23 protein-coding genes are annotated in these 22041 nt (G+C 32.7%); 7 read left to right on the top strand and 16 right to left on the bottom strand.

Features of this window, described 5'->3' with window-relative positions:
• Positions 1–6: 6 nt before the first annotated feature.
• Genes C1Y58_RS22495 through C1Y58_RS22465 form a run of 7 tightly spaced genes read right to left on the bottom strand, consistent with a single transcriptional unit; the run spans position 7 to position 5995 of the window.
• Positions 7–558 (bottom strand): TadE/TadG family type IV pilus assembly protein, encoded by a 552-nt coding sequence (locus tag C1Y58_RS22495; protein WP_105619055.1) that lies wholly within the window; start codon positions 556–558, stop codon positions 7–9.
• Positions 545–745 (bottom strand): Flp1 family type IVb pilin, encoded by a 201-nt coding sequence (locus C1Y58_RS22490; RefSeq protein WP_105619054.1) that lies wholly within the window; start codon positions 743–745, stop codon positions 545–547. Before C1Y58_RS22490 ends, C1Y58_RS22495 begins: the two co-directional genes overlap by 14 nt.
• Before the next feature lie 38 nt (positions 746–783).
• Entirely contained in the window at positions 784–2250 is a 1467-nt protein-coding gene (locus tag C1Y58_RS22485) for a hypothetical protein (RefSeq protein WP_105619052.1), read from the bottom strand.
• A gap of 1 nt (position 2251) precedes the next feature.
• Positions 2252–3118, bottom strand: coding sequence for a type II secretion system F family protein (locus C1Y58_RS22480; RefSeq protein WP_105619050.1), 867 nt, complete (start codon positions 3116–3118; stop codon positions 2252–2254).
• Between the two features lie 29 nt (positions 3119–3147).
• Complete coding sequence (locus C1Y58_RS22475) at positions 3148–4356, bottom strand: TadA family conjugal transfer-associated ATPase (RefSeq protein WP_105619171.1); 1209 nt, start codon at positions 4354–4356, stop codon at positions 3148–3150.
• A 10-nt stretch (positions 4357–4366) separates the two neighbouring features.
• Positions 4367–5410: a P-loop NTPase family protein gene (locus C1Y58_RS22470; protein WP_105619048.1), complete on the bottom strand. Its 1044-nt coding sequence runs from the start codon at positions 5408–5410 to the stop codon at positions 4367–4369.
• Between the two features lie 48 nt (positions 5411–5458).
• The gene (locus C1Y58_RS22465) at positions 5459–5995 is read right to left on the bottom strand and encodes a prepilin peptidase (protein ID WP_105619046.1); all 537 of its coding nucleotides are present in this window, start codon (positions 5993–5995) and stop codon (positions 5459–5461) included.
• 234 nt (positions 5996–6229) lie between these two features.
• On the opposite strand from C1Y58_RS22465, the gene C1Y58_RS22460 reads away from it, so the two are divergent.
• Positions 6230–6826, top strand: a complete 597-nt coding sequence (locus C1Y58_RS22460; RefSeq protein ID WP_105619045.1) for a hypothetical protein — start codon at positions 6230–6232, stop codon at positions 6824–6826.
• Between the two features lie 64 nt (positions 6827–6890).
• On the opposite strand, the gene tkt is transcribed toward C1Y58_RS22460, so the two are convergent.
• Both tkt and fsa read right to left on the bottom strand, forming a co-directional pair.
• Entirely contained in the window at positions 6891–8867 is a 1977-nt protein-coding gene (tkt, locus tag C1Y58_RS22455) for a transketolase (RefSeq protein ID WP_105619043.1), read from the bottom strand.
• Positions 8868–8926: 59 nt separating this feature from the next.
• Complete coding sequence (fsa, locus tag C1Y58_RS22450) at positions 8927–9571, bottom strand: fructose-6-phosphate aldolase (RefSeq protein WP_105619041.1); 645 nt, start codon at positions 9569–9571, stop codon at positions 8927–8929.
• A gap of 426 nt (positions 9572–9997) precedes the next feature.
• On the opposite strand from fsa, the gene C1Y58_RS22445 reads away from it, so the two are divergent.
• The 4 genes from C1Y58_RS22445 to C1Y58_RS22430 all read left to right on the top strand — a co-directional run bounded on the left by C1Y58_RS22445 (position 9998) and on the right by C1Y58_RS22430 (position 12359).
• Positions 9998–10264, top strand: coding sequence for a hypothetical protein (locus tag C1Y58_RS22445; RefSeq protein WP_105619039.1), 267 nt, complete (start codon positions 9998–10000; stop codon positions 10262–10264).
• A 179-nt stretch (positions 10265–10443) separates the two neighbouring features.
• Positions 10444–10704: a hypothetical protein gene (locus tag C1Y58_RS22440; RefSeq protein ID WP_105619037.1), complete on the top strand. Its 261-nt coding sequence runs from the start codon at positions 10444–10446 to the stop codon at positions 10702–10704.
• Positions 10705–10870: 166 nt separating this feature from the next.
• On the top strand, positions 10871–11611 hold the full coding sequence (locus C1Y58_RS22435) for a hypothetical protein (protein ID WP_105619036.1): 741 nt from the start codon (positions 10871–10873) through the stop codon (positions 11609–11611).
• A gap of 34 nt (positions 11612–11645) precedes the next feature.
• Positions 11646–12359: a hypothetical protein gene (locus C1Y58_RS22430; RefSeq protein WP_105619034.1), complete on the top strand. Its 714-nt coding sequence runs from the start codon at positions 11646–11648 to the stop codon at positions 12357–12359.
• 145 nt (positions 12360–12504) lie between these two features.
• Here the strand turns inward: C1Y58_RS22430 and C1Y58_RS22425 are convergent, their stop codons facing one another.
• Both C1Y58_RS22425 and C1Y58_RS22420 read right to left on the bottom strand, forming a co-directional pair.
• Positions 12505–13539: an ROK family transcriptional regulator gene (locus tag C1Y58_RS22425; protein ID WP_105619032.1), complete on the bottom strand. Its 1035-nt coding sequence runs from the start codon at positions 13537–13539 to the stop codon at positions 12505–12507.
• 200 nt (positions 13540–13739) lie between these two features.
• Positions 13740–14393: a TetR/AcrR family transcriptional regulator gene (locus C1Y58_RS22420; protein ID WP_105619030.1), complete on the bottom strand. Its 654-nt coding sequence runs from the start codon at positions 14391–14393 to the stop codon at positions 13740–13742.
• A gap of 174 nt (positions 14394–14567) precedes the next feature.
• Between C1Y58_RS22420 and C1Y58_RS22415 the strand changes: the two genes are divergently transcribed.
• The gene (locus tag C1Y58_RS22415; protein ID WP_105619028.1) at positions 14568–15431 is read left to right on the top strand and encodes an EFR1 family ferrodoxin; all 864 of its coding nucleotides are present in this window, start codon (positions 14568–14570) and stop codon (positions 15429–15431) included.
• A 104-nt stretch (positions 15432–15535) separates the two neighbouring features.
• Here the strand turns inward: C1Y58_RS22415 and C1Y58_RS22410 are convergent, their stop codons facing one another.
• The 4 genes from C1Y58_RS22410 to C1Y58_RS26935 all read right to left on the bottom strand — a co-directional run bounded on the left by C1Y58_RS22410 (position 15536) and on the right by C1Y58_RS26935 (position 20418).
• Entirely contained in the window at positions 15536–16384 is an 849-nt protein-coding gene (locus tag C1Y58_RS22410) for an SDR family NAD(P)-dependent oxidoreductase (protein ID WP_105619026.1), read from the bottom strand.
• Positions 16385–16480: 96 nt separating this feature from the next.
• Complete coding sequence (locus tag C1Y58_RS22405; protein WP_105619024.1) at positions 16481–17347, bottom strand: AraC family transcriptional regulator; 867 nt, start codon at positions 17345–17347, stop codon at positions 16481–16483.
• Positions 17348–17468: 121 nt separating this feature from the next.
• A complete protein-coding gene (locus tag C1Y58_RS22400; RefSeq protein WP_105619022.1) occupies positions 17469–19364 on the bottom strand; it encodes a serine hydrolase domain-containing protein in 1896 nt (631 codons plus the stop codon).
• A 145-nt stretch (positions 19365–19509) separates the two neighbouring features.
• A complete protein-coding gene (locus C1Y58_RS26935; protein ID WP_242985455.1) occupies positions 19510–20418 on the bottom strand; it encodes a response regulator transcription factor in 909 nt (302 codons plus the stop codon).
• 308 nt (positions 20419–20726) lie between these two features.
• Here C1Y58_RS26935 and C1Y58_RS22390 point away from each other — a divergent pair, with 308 nt between their 5' ends.
• Positions 20727–21527, top strand: a complete 801-nt coding sequence (locus C1Y58_RS22390; RefSeq protein WP_105619020.1) for a class I SAM-dependent methyltransferase — start codon at positions 20727–20729, stop codon at positions 21525–21527.
• A 73-nt stretch (positions 21528–21600) separates the two neighbouring features.
• On the opposite strand, the gene C1Y58_RS22385 is transcribed toward C1Y58_RS22390, so the two are convergent.
• A partial coding sequence (locus C1Y58_RS22385; RefSeq protein ID WP_157950243.1) for a DMT family transporter occupies positions 21601–22041 on the bottom strand: 441 nt, incomplete at its 5' end.

Below are 22041 nucleotides of genomic sequence, written 5' to 3'. Positions count from 1 at the left end.
AGATTGTTAATACTCAAAAGCTATCTGCTCTACGACTTGGTTGATTACCGCTTCCCACTTTTTCTTCATCATGTCATAAGCAGGTAATTTTGCTGCATAGTCATCTATTAATTGAAAGTTTCTTATCATCTCCGTTGTGTCCTTTACACTTGATCTTGATGATACCTGAATAAAGCCTAATGGAATCACTCCAAAATTAAAGGGTGTCTGTATATGTACATTTAAATAATCCCCTATTAACCCTGTTTCTAGCTGTACTTCAATCGTTGTCCCCTCTTTCATAAAGACATTTTCAGCCTCTATATAGTCTCGTATCTCATCTAATTTATCACTCTTCTTATGATCATAAATTCGCCAGTATAAATGCTGTCCCATCACAGACTTATAATTGTGAGCTTCCTGCCTTGTTACCCTGTTGACCAAACCTTGTAGGTACACCTTCTTATACTGCATCAAACATAGAGCTATTAAGAATAAGAGTATCACTATAACAATGGGTAAGATGATAGCAGCTTCTAGCGTAAGACTGCCTGATATTTTTTTCTTATGGTGATTCAAAATCACTATTAATCCTTTCCAAACTATCCGTTGAGTCCTTTAACTGGCTCATTAAATTATTAAAAAATGCAGCTATCTGACTCTTAAATATCACTGCCATTGCTAAAATAACTACAAGTATCAGCACAATCTCCAAGGTCCCTAACCCCTCTTCTTCTTGCCAAAAATCTTTGAGTACTTTTAACATTCTTTTCCCTCCAGTTCTCACATGATTTATTTTACATTCTATATATTCAAACTCATTAAGGCAGGTGTCATAACAATAATAATGATGATAATTAACAAGATCATCATAGGAAATAGCAATTTTGACGATGCTTCTTCACCTAACCGTTTGGCTGTAACAACTCTTTCCTCCCATGCTTCTTGCCCTAAGTTTTGCAAACTATAAATGAGATCTTTATTACCTTTGTGCAAAGTTTGGGTAAGTATATTAGAAAACTTCTTTACTTCTCTTACACTTACACGTTGTCCAAGACGTTCATAAGCATCGTATTCCGATACCCCTCCCTTCATATCGCTAAGTGTGACCAGCATCTCTTCATACATAGGCATATCTTTTTTATGATTTTGTTGATTCATCACATAGTCCATACAAACTTTATTCCAGGCACTATAAGTTGTCATACCAGCATTGATTAATAATGTAAATTTGATGATCATATCGGGAAATTGTAATTTAACTGCATCATCCTTCTTTTTTATCTTCCTTTTTATATCTTCATCTCTCACAAAGAATACTAGAAAAGATATCAATATACCAAAAGAAAAAAACTGTAGAACATTACTTTCGGATCTTTCTTTCCAATAGATTTGTACACCTTCATTTGATAGACTCGTTGGAAGTTTGATGGATTTCTCATTGGTATATCTACCTGTATCTAATCCCTCTTGCACTTCTTTAGCTATATCTTCTAAGGATTTCTCCTTGGGTACTTCAGGCATTATTCGAAGAGTGCTCTCTAGTGTATCCGAATAATCTAAGTAAGTTAAGGTAGCTATTAAACGGATATTAACTCCCTCTTCTGGAACCTGATCAAAATGTATATTTCCTGAGTGATCCATGGTAGGATTATCTGATTTCCATCTAATGGTCACTCCATTAATAACTTTTGGTAAGCCAATTGAATGATCCAGTGTAGTCATTTGCTCTAATTGTGAGCTTAATCTATCTACTACTTGACTAACACGTTTCTCCATCTCTTCCAAAGACTTATCCATCTTTGGTACAACAAGATTAATATCTTCCTCTATCTTCCTCTCTCCATCTTCTATCACCATTGTGATAGGTATCAGATGGTCCACATCCTTTTCTCTAAAAAAAGAATTATCAACCATCTGATAAGAAGAAGTGTAACTTTGCATTAAATATATAAGGGATAAAAATGCAAAGAGAAAAATCAACAATAGACAAAAAGTAATCTTTTCACCTAAATACAATTTATAGTATTCATAAGCTTTTTGGGTACCATAAAGTCCTTCAAACTTTTTTATCATTTTTTTATCATACTGTATTTTATAAGGATATTGGATTATCTCCAATACCAAGAGTCCAATACCTATAAAGTCTTTAAAAGGAAATGTCTTTTTACTTAATTCCTTGGTTATATCCCCAAATCGTCTTTTACCGACTAGCCACAAGATAATAAATAAGGAGATTATGATGAAAGCAATTCCACTCAGTACACCCATATTACACCTCAATATCAATAATTTTTGCTGATATAAAATAACAGATGATATTAGCTATTAATGCTCCAGTCATAATTCCCCTACCTACTACAGTTGTAAACATGGGTTCCAAAAGACCTTCACTTGTCATTGACAGGAATACAATAACAGCCGCTGGCATAACCATTAAAATTCTTTGCTCAAATTTCTTCTGGGCTATATGAGTCTCTATTTCTCTTCTAACTTGTATCTTTTCTGCAATCATTGTCATTGTCCTCTTGATAATGCCCATGACATCACCTTCAGTACGTTTACAAGTAACTAATATATCTGCGAAATTTTTGATATCTTCAATATGGGATCTATTAGCAAAATCAATTAGAGCCCCCTCCACAGTCTCATTAGCATCCATTTTATGAATGATCAGTGTGAACTCTTTTGCTATAAGCGGATTTGCATCTTGATCCATCTCTTCACATGCTACTCTAAATCCTTGTTCCAATGAACGTCCTGCTCCTAAGGCAGTATTCAAAGCATATAGCCCCTCTTTAAATTCATTTATTAACTGCTTTTTTCTTTTATCTCTTAAATATCTCTTTATAAACTTCATTAAATAAATACCAATAGATGAAAATATAATTGCTATCCAAACATGGTGGTAATAGATATAGCCTAATGCAAATAAGATGCTAGATAATATTAAGAAATAGATCACTAACTCCTTCTGGGTTAACTGATAATCATTGTAATCTATTTCTGAAGATGCATCTGTTGACTTTTTATCTCCTAGTTTATGAGCTAACACGTGTTTTATCGCATCTTTTCCTACAATCAGATAGCCTATCGTTAGAATAATTAAAATGATTAATAGCCCTAATATAAAACCCAAATCCAACACTCCTATTCCACAATACCCTTTTAATCTAAGCTAATACCTGCCATGTGACATTTTAATTGATGCTTCAAAATATGATCGGTCTTTCTCAGACCACCAACTACTTTCTCTTTAGTGCTCCTAGATGTTTCCGTAAATTGATACAAAGGTCGAAGTAGAATTTCTCCGTCTTTATAAGCGATTATTTCTGAAACTTCTAGAACTTTTCTTGATCGATCCCGAAGCCTTCCTAAGTAAATCATAATATCCAATGCTGAAGCAATTTGTTGCCTTATTGCATTTAAAGGAATATCTGCTCCCATTAAAACCATGGTTTCTAGTCTACTAAGCATATCTTTACATGAGTTGGCATGTCCTGTTGACAGTGATCCGTCGTGGCCTGTATTCATAGCCTGAAGCATATCCAAAGCTTCTTCACCGCGAACTTCACCAACAACTATTCGATCAGGACGCATCCTTAATGATGTTTTAATTAAATCCCTCATACTGATCTGCCCTGTACCTTCAACATTAGCATTCCTTGTTTCTAAACTTACCAAATTATCTACTTTAACTATACGTAATTCAGCTGAGTCTTCTATGGTTATGATCCGCTCGTCTTCAGGTATAAAATTAGAAAGCACATTTAAAAAGGTGGTTTTCCCTGACCCAGTACCTCCACAAACAAAAATATTATATTTCGCTTCAACTAACTTCTTCAAAAAATCCGCTACTTCTCTGGTTATAGATCCCCAATCAATTAGCTGTTCAATGGTTAAAGGTTTTTCTGGAAACTTTCTTATGGTTAAGATAGGACCATTAAGTGCAACAGGAGCTAGCGTAGCATTAACTCTACTGCCATCTTTAAGCCTAGCATCAACCATAGGGTTAGATTCATTAACTACCCTATTGACTTTAGAAACTATATTCTGAATGATATCTTCTAATTTAGATTGACTTTCGAAACAAGCATCAAGTTTAAAAATTTGCCCCTGCTTTTCTATAAAAATCTTCTCTGGTCCATTAACCATGATTTCTGTTACGTCTTGATCATCAAGAAGAGGTTGTAGAATATCCAATCGCCTTAAAGCATTAAATACTTGTATCGATAAATCCATGCGTTCCTTATTTGTCAATAATCTTTCTTTGGCTAGCTCTAAAACTGTCTCATCAATAGCACTCTGAATAGAAACATCACTCTGTTCCATCTTGAAATCAACACGTTGTCGGACTAAAGCTATAATTTCATTCATTAATGATCTATCAATCAACTGACTCTCCTCCCTCTAAATATAAATAAAGAGGTATTAATTTATCTAAAAGAGAGCTCCTCAAAAGCTCTTCAAAATTATTGAAGCGAAGATAACTCTCGTTATAAGCCAGCTCTAAAACATATTCACTGGAGGGTTCTTGAGATTCCTCCCGTTGATCAATCTTATTAGCTACCCAGCAGATATTTAAATCTCTACTCATCTTCTGCTGATAGTTATACCACTTCTCTACTTTCATCTTAGCAAATGGCTCATGACAAACTAAAACCACCAAAACATGGCATAAATTGAATACTGTCAGCACTTGTTTATCCTCATGAGATCCAAAATCTAAGATGATTTTATCGTATTTATGACATAATGCTAGCATAAGTCGATACCAAGTACCTGCATCAGTATCCAGTAAATCTTCGTAGCGATTATAGGGATTGAAATAATATAATTCTAAGGTTTCATATCTATTAACGACTTTTTCAATTAACATATTGATGTCTTCAGAAGCTCTGCTTGCAAACAGTAATAAATCCGAAAAATTATACTTATTCCCTTCATTCATTAAAAAAGCATTACTAGGAAACGGCTCTAAATTTAAATAAAGGACATTTTCGTGTTGAGCTATAAGCCCTGTTAAAGCGGTTGCAATAGTGGTTTTTCCTATCCCCCCTATTGGTGAATAGATACCAATAATATTCTGTTTTAACCCTTTGAGTAGGCTTAAATTATCTACTTCTCTCTGTGATGTTTCTAAAATTTTATGTATAAATCTATCTACCTTCTGGTACTTATACAGAAACCTCTCCCCATTATTTTTCTCTTCACAGAGCCAAAAGACTTCTGCATCTTCATTTGACCAATCTTCTCGATAGCTCTCATGTATGAGAAAAATGCAGTCATTATTTTGTAAATAGATATTCATTGCCACTAAGGTTGTAGAAGAAACAATATGAAAAATACTATTATAGTAGCGGCGAAAATAATGAGTTAAGTATTCACTATAACTAGGGTCTTTATCCAGTATTACAAGGGTTATTGCCATATTACGCCCCCTTCACCAATGCTAACAAACCTCTATAAATTGATAGACTTATGCCCAAAATATATAGAAGCCAAAATACTCTACTATTATGTTAATAATGCAACCAAGAAAAATAAAATAAGATAATGGAAAGTGATAGGATGGGTTAATATTACTGTAGTTATTATAAGGTAATATTTTTTTTAGAATAAGACTTGAGTATATATATCGACCTAGATACGTCATACGTTCAAAGAAATTATTGTGCACAAACATTAGAATAATTGCTCCTATACCAGCTATGAAGATCGTTAATATAAAAGCATTGATTGTAAAAACGGTACCCATAATTGCAGCGATTGTTCCAAAGAGTTTAATGTCGCCTGCTGGTAGCATTTTCAGCATGAACAATGGAAACAGAATAATTATAGGAATAAATACATTAAAGAAAGTCTTTATGCTACCTTGTAATCCAGTAGTTGTGCCATGATAAATACAGGCTATAAGAACAGTAAGTAGCAAATATTTATTTTTTACCTTGTATTCTTTATAATCTGTTATAGCAGATAAAGCTAAAATTCCAATTAATAATACATATTTAAACATTTATCCTCCATTTTTTATGTAAAAGTACATATTACATCCAACTAAATATTATTATACCATGGATTTTTATATTTTCAAACTATTTTCACTATAAATTTCTATTTTTTCTAAAAATAATACCCGAGTTCGAGCATGCGATAACTTACTTTCAGAAATTCTGCTTGAAACATTTTACATATTCAGCTATGATATACATATTAATGGATATATAATTTTAATGAGAGGGGTTTTATTATGTACAGATACTATGATACCTTTGCAGATTATTTCATCTATGGCATCCCCACTATTGCGATGATTTTTATGTTATTTGGCGGGTTAATATTATTTGGACTATATATCATCAAATCCATTGGTCTTATGCAGATGGCTAAAGATTGTGGTCTTGCTAACCCATGGTTAGCTTGGATTCCTATTGTTGATATGTACATACTGGGTGGCATTCTAAAACGTGTTGATAGCAACTTTGTACTTCGAAATATGTTTAATGGTAGTGCAAGTTTTAGCATGAGGTTAAGTTTGGAGAGACCTGATCTAGCTCTTCTCATCATCTACCTTGTTTTTTTAGGAGCTAACTGGATTCCAATATTCAGTTCAGCTGTGAGATTTATAGCTGGTATACTTATATTATTAGCTCTCTATCAACTATATCAAACATTAGCACCTAAGAATGCTTTGATCTACACCATTGTTTCAGCTATTTTTTCACCAGCTATTGCTGTCTTTATTTTCATTTTAAAGAATGGTTTTAAAAATGTTAATCAAACAACACCTGCCGAGCCACCTATGCTTGAGGAGATCAATTCAGCACCAGACGATGAAAAACAATAAGCATCATATAAAATAGCTAACCTCTTATCGAGATTAGCTATTTTTCTTATCCTATATTATCTTTTTATAGCAAAGCTTTTGCCTCTTTAACTACATTCTCTGTTGTGAAACCAAACATTTTAAATAACTCTTTTGCAGGACCAGATGCACCGAAACCTTCCATTGCGATGACTTTACCCTCTAATCCAACATATTTATACCATCCAAATGGTGACGCAGCTTCTACAGCTACTCTTTTAGTTACACTCTTAGGAAGTACACTTTCTCTGTAAGCTTCATCCTGCTGCTCAAATAACTCTAATGATGGCATACTAATAGCTCTCGCTTTTATACCTTCATTTTGTAACTCTTTAGCAGCGTTTACTACTAGTTCAACTTCTGAACCTGTTGCCATTAATAGAACTTCTGGTTGACCTTTACAATCATATATTGTATAAGCGCCTTTTAATGCTTCTTTACCTGAGTTATCGTATAAAGGTAACGCTTGACGTGTAAGAACCAAAGCAGTTGGTGTCTTTTTATTTGTTAAAGCGTAGTACCATGCAGCTGCAGTCTCTTTAGAATCCGCTGGTCTAAATACTGTGAAGTTAGGAAGACTACGAAGAGCTGCAAGTTGCTCTATAGGTTGATGAGTTGGTCCATCTTCACCAACACCAATACTATCATGTGTTAAAACGTAAGTCACAGGTTGGTTCATTAATGCTGATAAGCGCATTGAACCTTTCATGTAATCACTGAAAACAAAGAAGGTTGCACAGTATGCATGAAGTCCTCCATGAAGTTGTAAACCATTTGTAATAGCAGCCATAGCATGTTCACGTACACCAAAGTGTAAATTAGAACCACTATGATCTTCTGGAGTGAAATGACCTCTATTATTCATGATTGTCTTCGTAGATGGAGAAAGATCTGCTGAGCCGCCAATTAAGTTAGGAATAACTTCTGCTAAGCGATTAATCACTTCTCCAGAAGATTGACGAGTAGCCATAGACTTATCAAAGCTCCAGAAACTATCATCATTTAATAAGTCAACTGGTAACTCTTCACTATGCCAAATCTCCCATGCTTTTGCATCCTCAGGATATTTTGCTTTATAGTCTTCAAATAATACATTCCAAGCCTCTTCTGCCTTGACACCTTTATCTTGAACATCTTTTAGATGCTTTATTACTTCATCAGGTACATGGAATGACTTCTCTGTATCTAAACCAAGTTTTTCTTTTGTTTTAAGAATATTCTCTTCACCTAATGGTTCTCCATGTGCAGATGCCTTACCTTCTTTTGGAGATCCAAAACCAATTAATGATTTAACTTCTATCATACTTGGTCGATTAGTCTCTTCTTTTGCTTTTTCAACTGCACCAATGATTGCATCAAGATCATTACCATCTTCAACTTTTTGAACATGCCAACCTTGTGCGTCAAAACGTTTCATGACATCTTCTCTAAAAGCTATAGCTGTATCACCTTCGATGGAGATGTTATTAGAATCGTATAAAACGATTAGTTTACCTAAACCCAATGTTCCAGCTAAAGAACATGCTTCATAGGTTATACCCTCTTCTAAACATCCATCACCAACTACTGCGTAAGTATAGTGATCGACAGGTTTAATATCTTCTTTATTGAATCTCTTAGCTAAATAACTTTCTGCCATGGCCATCCCTACTGCAGATGAAATACCTTGGCCAAGTGGACCAGTAGTCATTTCAACACCTTTTGTATGACCATACTCTGGATGACCTGGTGTTAGACTATCTAATTGACGGAAGTTCTTTAAGTCATCTAAAGTTAAACTGTAACCAAATAGATGTAGTAATGAATAAACTAGCATAGAACCATGTCCAGCTGATAAAATAAAACGATCTCGATCAACCCACTCTGGGTTAGCTGGGTTATGATCCATTATTTTTGCCCATAGTGCATAAGCTGCAGGTGCTGCACCCATTGGTAATCCTGGATGACCTGAATTAGCTTTTTGTATAGCTTCAGCTGATAGCACACGAATAGTATCGATTGTTAAGCGATCTCTGTTATGCATGTTAACTCCTCCAAACATAATTTACTTTCTATTGATTTAATCTTTTCAAGTTATACGCCTTATTTAGGAACGCCTTCCCAATCTTTAAGGAATCTCTCAATACCGCTATCAGTAAGTGGATGTTTTGTCATTTGCTCAATAACTTTATATGGAATTGTAGCAATATGAGCACCTAAACGTGCACAATCTGTTACATGCATAGGATGTCTTACACTTGCAGCAATAATTTCAGTAGTAATACCATGTACAGAGAAGATATCAACAATTTCCTCAATAAGATTCATACCCTCTTGACCGATATCATCTAAGCGACCTAAGAAAGGGCTTACATATGTTGCACCAGCTCTAGCTGCTAACAATGCTTGTGGAGCTGAAAATACTAAAGTTACATTAGTTTTAATTCCTTCTGCAGTAAGTACTTTAACTGCTTTAAGACCTTCAGCTGTCATAGGAATTTTAATAACGATATTGGCATGAATTTTAACTAACTCTCTAGCTTCTTTAACCATACCTTCAGCTTCTAAGGATATGACCTCTGCACTAATTGGTCCATCTACAATAGATGTGATTTCTTTAATAACTTCAACAAAGTCTCTTCCTTCTTTAGCGATAAGTGATGGGTTTGTTGTTACCCCACAAATCACTCCCATATCATTAGCTTTTTTAATATCTTCCACATTAGCTGTATCAATAAAAATTTTCATTTCTGTTGCCTCCTATTTCTACTTTTCTATAATATATTTTTTACTTCTTATTGTTTTTAATACGTTTCCTATCATTTATTTTATGTCTTATAAACTAAGCAATCAATAGCTTTTTCTAAATTTTATCATTTTCATACTATTTCAACCACTAATGTAATAGTATGTATTATTGCATCTTATTATAGCGTATTATATAGACCAAAAAAGAAATAAGACGGCATACAAAAAAATCAATATATAAAGAACTAAAGGGATTTGACGCATATATGAAGTAAATAATCTTATTTTTTTCATATAAAAACACGTTATAAATCATGAACACTTATGACAAGCCTCTCATAAGATATAGTATACTTGTCCTCTAAATGTTACAGGTATGTATGATCGGGCAAGTTGAATATCAAATACTAAAAAGGATGTGAGACGATGGAAAAATATTTAGATGATCACGGCAAACGTCGCCCTAGAAAAAAGAAAAAGGAAAAGAAAATTAAGAATAGAAACTTTAATTGGAACGACAACGACAATGATAATGATAATTGGAACGACAATTATAATGACAATGATAACTACGCAGCAAATAAAGTATCTGACAAAAATATTGACTTAAATAAAAACATCAACAAAGTCTATGTTAAACCAATCTTTATCATAAAAAAATCTAAACGTCGTAGAAGAAGAAAATGTGACTAACCATTCTATTGGCCAAGCCTTAGGGCTTGGTCTTCAATTTGGAACATTTCAATCTTATAATTCATAAAATATATTAAGCTTGTCCATTAAGTACAAGACCAAGGATTAACCTATGAAAAGTGACTACTGGCATATTTTCACTATGTCTGTCCTACCTATACTAATAAGGATGGTGAATTATGAAAAAATATTATGACTGTAAAAAACCTCGTCGTAGAAAGAAAGACAAGAAAGAAATAAAAAATAGAAACTTTAACTATAACAGTAATTACGATGATAACGATAACTGGAATGACAATGATAATGATAACAAAAACGCAGCATATAATGCTGTCAAAGATAAAAACTTTGATCTAAACAGAAACATCAATTATGTATATGTTAAGCCTATTTTCATTTACAAAGATGACAAAAAACATAAACATCATTATGAAGATTAAGGTGCACACTTTAACCTTAATAAGGCATATGTATTTGTATGCCTTATTTTTTGCTTTTGAACAAAAAAATCAAGCATTTCATAATATATATTAGTATTATCTTTAGGAAAATGGAGGATATTGTAGGTTCTAGGCATAACAAAATTATCTCAAAGGATGTGAAGTGATGAGTAGGCATTACCATAAAGATGCAAAAAGGATCAAAAATAAAAACTTCAATTACAACGGTGATTATAATCATAACAGTAACCAAAGTAAAAATGATAATGATAATAAAAATTTAGCCTCTAACACAGTTAGAGATACCAATAGAGACATCAATAAGAATATTAATCACGTAAACGTCAAACCCGAAACCTATATTCAAAATGAGTATGATGACAGAGACTCCTCTGGCACACAGCAACCACAATTAATCTTTGATCAAGATATGTTTGTAGGCATTGGACAAGACTTTCAACTGATTAGCCAAGTAGTTTATGATTTTGCTGCTCTAGATGGCAATGCTTTAAATCAGCCTGCTATCGCCATGGAGCCTCTTCTATTACACGCCTCCCTACCAGTTATCATTACTGATGTAGGGGGAGAAAATAATAAAGACATCATTTCTCAGCAAGCACCTTGCATAATAGGCTTCGTTGTAACAAAGGAAATTATTGCAACAACAGCTATTGAGAATACGAGTAAGTTATTAGAAAATGACTTCTCACATGAAGTAGAAATATATAGTTTTGATGATACTGGAACAATGGGAATGCCAAAGGTTACATCATTTCAATATGTTGATGAAGAAACTAGTCTACCTGCTATATACAGATTATATGCTAAAGTGGAATTGGGAGTCATGGATTCTACTTCAGAATTCAGTTTCACAGCTAGACAATACCAAGGCACCTCTTTTCTATAAAAAGTAAAATTATTTTCCAAAAGGAAGTGAAAGAATGAGTAAATGTAAAAAATCAAAAAGTAAAAAAACTAAAAACAAGAACCTTAATCGCAATAAGGATCTTAACAAGAATAAGAATTATGACAAAAACAAAAATGATAATAAAGATATTGCCTATAATACTGTTAGAGATAAAAATGTTGATATTAACAAGAATGTCAACCATGTAAATGTCAACCCCAAAATATCTATTAACAACATGTGTAAGTGCCAAGATACAAACACTGTACGTACACCACAACTGGTCTTTGATCAAGGTATGTTCGAAGGTATTGGACAAGACTTTGTACTAGTGAGTGAAATTCTTTACAGTTTCGTTGGTGGCTTGGCGGAAAGTGGGGCTATATTAGCTGAGCCTCTTGTATTCCATGCTTCTCTTCCACATGTAGCTGGTGGACTCTCAAGCAACGAAGAAGCTAACCTTCAACAAACTACTCAAGTAGCTGAGTTTATTTTAACCAGAGCTATTCTTTTACCAACACAAGCGAATAATGGTATCGCTAATCAAGAATTAGCTCAAGAACAAGAATTATATAGGTTTGTAGATACTGCTATGACAGACATGGCCAAAGTTACATCATTTCAGTATGTAGATTTTGAAGTAAGTCTTCCTGCAGTTTATAGACTATATGCAAGAGTTGATTCAGGAACCATGGACTCGACTTCAGAATTTAGCTTTACTGCTAGGCAATATGAAGGTAGACCTTAAGTCCAATTGTGATTATTAATAATCACAAGAAAACTCAATAAGAAAATAATAAGAGGTCTACTAGTAACTTTTATAAGCCACCAGTAGACCTTTTTATAATAAGTTCCAAAGTCACGCTAGTTAAAACTATTACGCCTAAGTTCACTTACTTTACCTTATTTTTACCAATCAATTTAAGTTCTTCTCTAATATAATCAAGGGCTAATTCTGATATCCCATTCAAACTAAACTCCGAACTATCTTGTATAGCTATTAATTCACAGGTAGTTTTATTATCTTGATAATAAGTACTCTTAATTTGTTGAAATAAGCTATAGTTAAAGTGATTTCCACCGATAACGACTAATTCAGGATTGATCATACAATCTATTATCGCTAAAATATTAATAACCATGGAGCAATATTCCTCATCCTTTATATCCTGAAATAACACTTCATTTAAAATAGAGTCACCTATTGGAAGAAATCCTATCTCACCAGAGAATTTATCTTTTCCTCTTATGATCTCACCATTGATGATTATTCCTGCACCTGCTCCCAGTGTTGAAAAATGAATATAAACCATATTAATCGGATGGAAATTCTTGTTCTTTTTATAGCTATGACAATACCCAAGTGCTATTGCGTTTAAATCATTTTCAAGTATAACAGGAATATTGTATTTTTCTTCAATATATCGATTAATATCAATCAATTTTAATTGCTCCGTTGTTTTCCCAGATAAATAACCATCCATTTGGACGATACCAGGTACGCTAATTCCTATGATAACAATATTCTTGTATTGTGTTATGACTTGATCTAAAAGTTGGTCAATAATTGTCTGATCTAAGTAATTTTCTATTCTTAGACTATTGGTATCAATCGTATTACCTAAAATATTAACTACACCATATACCAGATGCCTCTCCTCTAGGTAAATTGATAAGACATACTTCTTATTAATATTTAGGGCATAACGTTGAGCCCGTCTTCCACCAGTTGATTGATCCAATCCTAACCTAATAATTTTATCTTCCTCTAGAAGTTCTATTAGTAGACTTCTGACTGTAGTAAGACTTATTCCTGTATCATTCATAATTTCAGCTCTTGTGGCATTATCTCTTTTTCTTATTGACTCCAATATCAAGGAACTATTTACCCTTTTCAACTCTTGAGGTTTACCAACTATATTTCTCAATATGGACACCAACTTTTTCTATAATAAAGTATATTCAAAAACAAGAATACTTATGTCACAAACTTTTATAAGTTTATGATATAAGTATACCTTAATAACCAATATAAATCAATCATGATATCTTTATTGCTAATATTTTTTATTTATAGTATTCATACAACCTTTTCATGAAAAGAATAACTTCATTGCATGAGTATACGTTATATAGCCTTTTTCTTATTTTTTAAGGAATCTAATAAAATTTCGATAGTCATATCAACAAAATCATTTTGATTTAAATTGAAATGTTCGGTATAGGTCTCACCTGACAAAGATAACATTTGAAAGAAACCTGAAGTAACAAAAATAGAAGAAAGAGCAAGATGAGTTATGTCAACATCGGAACGTATACTGCCATCCACCTTTCCCTCCATAAACATCTCAATAAGTTCATCAAATAATTGCTTATCAAATTCTAAAAATTGCTTACGGTATGGCAAGTTTTTATCTTTAGTATCTGATTTAATCACTCCACCCATATTAATTAATTGATTTAATCCAGGAAATTTACAGAAGAACTCATAGTAGGTATAGTAAGTTAAGCGTATTTTCTCAAATCCTGTATTCCCCTTTAAACTATTATCTATTATCATATCATAGAGTCTATGATATCCTCTTAATGCAATAGCAAAATATAAATCTTCTTTAGAAGCAAAATATCTATAAATGGTTCTCTTGGTTAGTTCCACTTCTCTTGCTAGATCATCCATTGATACATTCTCAAATCCATGTTTGCAGAATAAATACTCAGCTTTTTCAATTATGGTATCTTGTCGTTCTAACTGTTCACGTTGACGTTTTGTTAATTCCTTCAAAAAATATTTCCCCTCTCGATTGACAAATAAAAATCCTTAAAGTATACTAACGGTATACAAATATACTGATAGTATACTTAACTTCTTATAGTTTGTCAAGCAAGCATGCAGGTAGAAAATTATCATAAACATTAACGTAAAAAATGAATGAAATTAAAGTTGGGGTGATGAGATATGAAGTCAGTTGTTGTCTATTACTTTTCAGGTACTGGTAACACTGAAATCGTTGCGAATATGCTTAAGAAAGCATTTGAAGAAAGCGAAGTAACTCTTACATTAATACGGATTGAAGATATAATAAAAAACAACCTTGATGTTGAACTAAAACATTTTGATTCGGTTGGCATTGGCTGTCCAATTATTGGATATGGAGCTCCTAATATTGTTTATAAATTCATTAACATGCTACCAAAAGAACGTAAAAAAGTATTCATATTTCGTACAGCTGGAGGTGTTGGACCCATTAATTATAATGCTTCCAAACGCATAATGAGTAAATTACATAGAAAAGGTTATGAAGTGTTTTACGAAAGAGTGTTTTCGATAAGTAGTAATTGGGTTATTCGATTTGATAACCAGGTTATTAAACAACTTTACGAAGCTACTGACAAAAAAGTAAGAATCATGTGTAATGAATTAATCCATGAAAAAAATAGAATTCTAAAAACAGGTATAAGTCTACGAATACTCATGGAACTTGTTATGCACATCTGTCCATGGATTATACGTCTCGTAGGAAAAGACTTTGTTGTTAATAATTCTTGCTCACATTGTGGACTGTGTATTAATAACTGTCCATCCAAAAATATATACAAATCAAGAGATAGAATTAGATTTAAGCTCTCGTGTAATAGTTGTATGAGGTGCGTCTATTCCTGCCCTCAATCTGCAATCAATTTTAGATTTTTAACTTTTTTCCCTGTAGCCGGCGGCTACAATATAGAAAATATCCTTCAACAATCAAATGATGGTGATCAAGGAAAAAATGGGCAAATTCCACCTTTTTTTTATGACTATATTGATAATGATGACCTATAAAGGATTTTGTATCATATCAATCAGAAAGTGTCACGTAAGAGGTAGTTATGCATCATTTGTTTTCCTCCACAGTGACACTTAATTTTAAAATAAACCTTATAGTGCTAGAACCATAACTCACTTCGCATTGATTGAGGCTGTTTGCCATCAATATCTGTAAATCCATATTTTTGTGCCACCTCTGCTGTTATCAATATGTTGCCCGTATCTTTAATAGCTTCATCATCATTAGCTACGGCTGCGATACATCTACCAACAAACTGAGGTGTTTCCATGCTGTCAATATCTATGGATTGATCATATCTAGCAAACTCTTTCATGCCTTCAGTACTTACCTGTCCTGGATACAAAGAAAATACAGGGACATTATATTTCTTTAATTCATGAGCTGTATCGGCTGATAACCGATCGATTGCCGCCTTACATACCCCATAAGCTACATTATTCATGTATCGCCTGCCACCATAAAAAGATACATTTACGATCAGTCCACTTCTTTGTTTCACCATAATTTCAGCTGCATATTTACTAGCCACATAATTTGATCTCACTCCTACAGTATAATTGTCATCCCATAGTGAAATGGGTTGTTTCCAAAAAGAATGGCTAAAAAAATAGTCCTCCATTGCATGAATGCCCCCACCCCACGCATTGTTTACCAGTATATCCAGCTTTCCTTGTTCATCCATAACCTGCTTAAACAGTTCTTCTACTTCTTGATCATTAGAATGATCACATTTATGAGCTATACCTATTCCACCTAATCGATTCACTTCTTTTACCGTGTGATGAATACTTGTTTCTTTTAAAAACTCTGGCAACATTACTGCCTTTTCAGTTCGACCTGTAACATATACTATTGCTCCAGCTTCCGCAAGCCCTAGTACTATTCCTTTTCCAACACCTCGACTAGCTCCTGTAACAATAGCAACTTTACCTTTCAAATTTACCATGCTAACCGCTCCCTTCACTAATATTGAATATGAAAACTTTTCTTTCACTATTATATTAGCTATTGTATTTCACAGTTTCATGATTTTTCTTGCTGACTAGTTAGGGTTCTTTATAGGTACTAAAATTAGAACATCACCATTATCTACATAATCCGCTCCATATATATTCAGCATACCAATACCATTAGGGTTAAGCTCTATTTCTTTTAACATAATCCATCTATAGAGATCATCAGTAAATGCTTCTCTAATACTAAACATATCACCATGATATACAAACTTAGCATACCACCCTTCTGGAATTAAATGAGGTTTGAATAATGACTCATTACTTCTAATAAGCAACTTCTTACCATAAAAAATTGTATACTTACCTTCCTCGTCACCATGACAGCTCACTAGGGTATAAAAGGTTTTATGTTCTAACCAGCAAGCCTCCTTTGACTCTTTTAAAAAAGCAGTACACTTCGATTTAGATAGTTCTTCAAAGTTAGCACTGTTCACATCTACTTCCAAATAGATACCTTCTAGGTTAAAGCTCTTCAAATATTCACAAGTACCTTTCAATGTGAGAACGCCTTTGTAGTTGATTATATCTCTTTCCACCACATTGGCTTTCTTAACTAGATTGATATTCATTCCAGAATCAGAACTTTTTGAAGGTGGAAATCCAAATTGCTTTTTAAAAGCTCTACTAAAAACCTCAGGGTATTCAAAGCCAAAATCATAAGCGATATTAATAACTGATTCACTGCTCCCATTTAGACGATGAAATGCCAAAGTTAGCTTTCTTCCTAAAATATATTGCTTCAGTGTCTTTCCAACAACAGTTTTGAACATACGATTAAAATGGAACTCTGAAACACAGAATCTACGAGAAATGTCTTCAAGTGATAATCTTTCGTGAATATTTTCTTCTATGTATTCAATGGTATCATGAATTATACTAATATAGAGATTCATTAGGTACTCCTCATCTTATATATATTTGGCCCCTTCAAATTTCTAGATGACCCACCACCATCTTGTATTCTGTTTCCTTTTTTATTATTTTAACATTTAAACCAGATAAATGTAATGAATTTTATATGATATATACACCAAATAATTTCATGTATATCAACCAAATGATTATCCCACTAATAACTAGACAATGACTTATTCCATAAAATAAGTTGACCTTCATTATATTTCCTTTTAGGATGTTTGATATATACTTTACCATACCTATAAATAACAGGGATAAAGCAATGACAGGAATCATTAAAGTCAATTTGAATGTCAACGGAATTTTGGCTTGTACAAGTATTTCTGGATTACATAAGACACTTATTGCTAGAGAACATATAATTAGACAAATAAAAACGAATAGAAGTATCCCCGAAGATATAATAAGTTTATTTGCCACTTTGTTGCCATAGATGCATACCTTATTTTTCCTTTTTCGATAGATCACTCGAGTAATAAAAACCATATTTAAGACTAAAAGTAGAATTAATGTACCTCCAACTACAGGTGGTGTTTCAAAAATAGACATTTTAATATATGCTTCATGAGGTTCATCATCTTGATAAGCTCTATATGGCTTTCCTTTATTATCTTCTTCAAAAATTAACTTACCTTGGCCACCTACTTCTCTAAAAATATTAGGTTGGACTTCAATATAAATAGCCCCTCTAAAACTAAGTGTTCCATCTTTGTTAGCTGTTACCTTTTTACTCCTAGAAGCAAGATATAATAGTTTATCAGAATTACTGTAGCTGACCCTTGCTTCTTTATAATACCCTTCAAATCCTTTAGCTCTAGTATGATAATTATCAATAGGTGTGGGTATCTTTAAATCATATGGAAAAAATGTATCTAAAAATACTCCTCTTAACTCATCCCTACTTTTCTCTGCATGTGCTGTATTGTACGAAATAAATAAACCTACTTTTTCTTGAGGTATTAATAAAATCATTGACTTAAAAGTAGCATTCCCACCTGAGTGCCACAGTATCTCTAAATCATTCCTCTTCCATTCCATCATACCTAGGGTCAAACCTGCTAATTCATCATGACTTGCATAAGCCGTTTCATGCATCAAGTTTATTACTTCTCGTTTAATGATTTGCTGCCCATTAAAACGTCCTCCATTTAGATGCATAATCATATAATTGGCCATATTCTTTGAAGTAGTGCTCATAGCTCCTGATGCTGGATAACAAGCAGGTGGGTCCTCAATTTTATGAAGCTCATTTCTATATTTAAAATGACCATATGATACATTATCAAAATGAGATCTAGCTTGCTCTCTTAGCGTCGATCTATCCATATTAAGGGGCTCAAAAATAGTTTGACTTATATAGTCATCTAACTCTATTCCACTAACTCTCTCAACAATTAAGCCTCCAATACTAGCACCATAATTTGAGTACGCTACTATATCACCTGGCTCATAGATAACACGCCTAAAGTCATCTAATAATGCTTGATTTGGATCACTATTGTACTTAAATATTGATGACAGCTCGTCTTCAAAACCTGCTGTATGTGTCATAAGATGCCTAATGGTTATAGGTTCATCATATGGATTCATATAACTGAGATCTGGTATATATTTATCAATGGGATCATTTAAATCAAGTTTTCCATCCTTATAGAGCATCAGAATAGATTGCCAAACAAACACTTTTGTAATTGACCCAATACGTGTAATTGTATCTACATCGTACACCTTATCTACTTCAGTATTCTGATAACCATAAGCTTTGTTAAACAGAATTTCATCATCTTTAACCACAGATATCGTTACTCCAGCAAGTTCATTTTCTTTCATTTGCTTAGTTACTATTTCATCAAAAAAACTTGCTAGATTTTGCTCATTCATATCTACATCATCACTTATTTTGGCTAAGCAATTTATTTGAGTAGTAATTAATAGTACTCCGATTATAAATAGAAATAATCTTAGTTGAATATAGTATTTTTCTCTTTGCATCTTTCAACCTCCATTAATTTAATAGCATGCTTAATGATAATGCAAAAAGTAAAAAAATAGAATCACCCTAATGGATGATTCTACTCTATTTCTTGTCTAATACTTTTGTACTAGATCATTAAACTCTTTATTTTAAAGGCTTAGCTTAGTTTTGAATATTGATGAGATTAATTAATTCAATCTTGTTATTAATAGACAACTTTCTATATATATTTCTTACATGTGTTTTGACAGTTGATATAGAAATTGTTAATCCATCTGCTATATCATTATAACTGTAGCCATTTATTAATAGTAATACTACTTCTCTCTCTCGCTTTGTAATCAAATACTTTTTGCATAGAACTTCAATTGGGTCCTTCTCATTCATCACATTTTGAATCAGATGAGGGACTGATATTAATATTTTAATAACCCAATATAACGTCATTAAGTTAAAGACTAAATAGAAGGTTGGTAAGGTTAATAATCCATACTGAAAAGTTAGTGCAATAAAATGTCCCACTTTCGTATCTAAAAACATGACAGGTATAAATATTACACTCATAATAATGTAGGAATTGAATATTCTCTTAACTATTGGGTCATTTATATTTGCTCTATTTCTAATTAATATACTAAAGCTAAAAGAAATACTTCCAAATAATAACAAACCAGCTAAATTGATAAACATTTTTTTAAAGCTCCCATAATATACAATCATAAAAACAAATGAAGCAGCTGCTATTATCAAAAAGATAAGTTTTCTTTGCTTCCATAAATGTTTTTGGAATAATTGATATGATAACTTTGGAATGGTATATATTAAAATTATTGTACTTAACCATGATATTATTTTAATTATGTAATAAAATACACCCATTTCAATTTTGTTGACGACTTGATAAGTGGTCAAGCTTTGCTCAAAGACGATTATAGAAATGGCAATAAGTATACTGATCAATGTAATAAGTATCGAATTTTTATATTTATAATAAGCAATGCATAATAAAGTAATGGTCGATACACCAAATACAAATGCTATTAAATGATAGAAAAACAATAGATGATTCATAAACCCTCCTATTCATATTAGTACCTAACTACATTCATAATATTAACAGTATATATTAAGCAAATCAAGTCGTTATTATGATGTATCAATATTTAAACAAAAATATCTAATATAGTTATTTTCTTCAATTTATTGTATACTATAAAAAATATTTCATTTAGATTTAGTTTAAATATATTTCCTATAGATTAGACTTCAAACCAAAAGTTTACTGACTATTTGATAGGATGTGGATTTAACTGATCCTTAAAAATGGAATCGATGATCTTCGGTTTTGAAAGTTGATAGTATAAAGGAGAGTGGACAGCATGAATTTATATGACACACCAGCCTTATTTGGGCAAAACATGTCTAGGGAGCAGCAAAATAAGTTTTTAGGTTTTTATAAGGAGGTTTTTGCTAAATACAACATAACTACTATCCATGATTGTTCAATTGGAGCAGGTGGAACAACTTTACCTTTAGCTAAACTTGGATATAAGATCTCCGGTTCGGACTTAAGTGAGACCTTATTAGGTAAGGCAAAAGAAAACTTTAAGAAAAATGGATATGACATTGAACTCTTAATCTCTGACTTCAGAAATCTTAATAATGTACTACAAAATACATATGACTGCATCATATCAACGGGTAATTCGTTACCCCATATTAATAATCAAGATGTACGCAGTTTTGTTAAATCAATTTCTACAAAAATCAATGAAAATGGTTTATTATTCATTGATTTTCGAAACTGGGACAAAATTCTTAAAGAAAAACCTCTCTTTAATGCGCGAGATCCATTAGTTATGACTGAAGAAGAACATACAAGTCTCTATCATATATGGAATTGGCATGATGATCAATCAGTAGACTTCATTTTTGTAACTTCAACCGATAAACATGGTAGGCATGAAAAAACATCCTTTACTTATGCCCCAACCTACTATCCTTTGAAGTACAAAGATTATGAGAACATTTTAAATGACGCTGGATTTGAAATAAGACAATGTTTTGATATGGATTATCTGTGGCTAAATTCTCAACACAAAAAAAATAAAACAGGTGATTTTCATAAGGATTTTAATCAAATTAATTGGTATGCTATCCTTGCTCAGAAAGTCAGATAAAATAAATAAATGAATATATTAAAAACCTCGCAAATCATATTCTACTTAAATATGACTCGTGAGGTTGATTTCTTTACTGTGCTACCTTACTCTTACTCTCTTTATCCTTCTTATAATAAACAGCAATGATCCCTAAGCTGACAAATACTAAGGCAATGATGGTCTTGTAATCTAGTGCATCGCCTAAGATGGCTACAGATAACAAGGTACCTGCTACTGGTGTTACAAATTTAAAGATACTGATCTCTGCTGCTTTGTTGTATTTAAGCAGGATGTTCCATATGGTATAAGCTGCTGCTGATACTGCTGATAAGTAGAGCAGGATGGCTATCAACTCGGATGAATAGGTAATGGAACTAAAGTCAAATCCTATTAAGCCGATAAGGATCAGTATGGAGGAACCGATAAACATTTGCCATACGGTTAATACCACTGGGTGGATGTCTTTTGAGAAGTTCTTGGCAAAGATGCTAGCTATGGCACTGCATAGCTGATAAGCGATGATTAACCCTTC

It is taken from the genome of Vallitalea okinawensis (genome assembly GCF_002964605.1).
GTDB lineage: Bacteria > Bacillota > Clostridia > Lachnospirales > PQDH01 > Vallitalea_A > Vallitalea_A okinawensis.
Note: the sequence above shows the minus strand (reverse complement) of the source record. Positions and strands in the feature narration are given on the sequence as shown.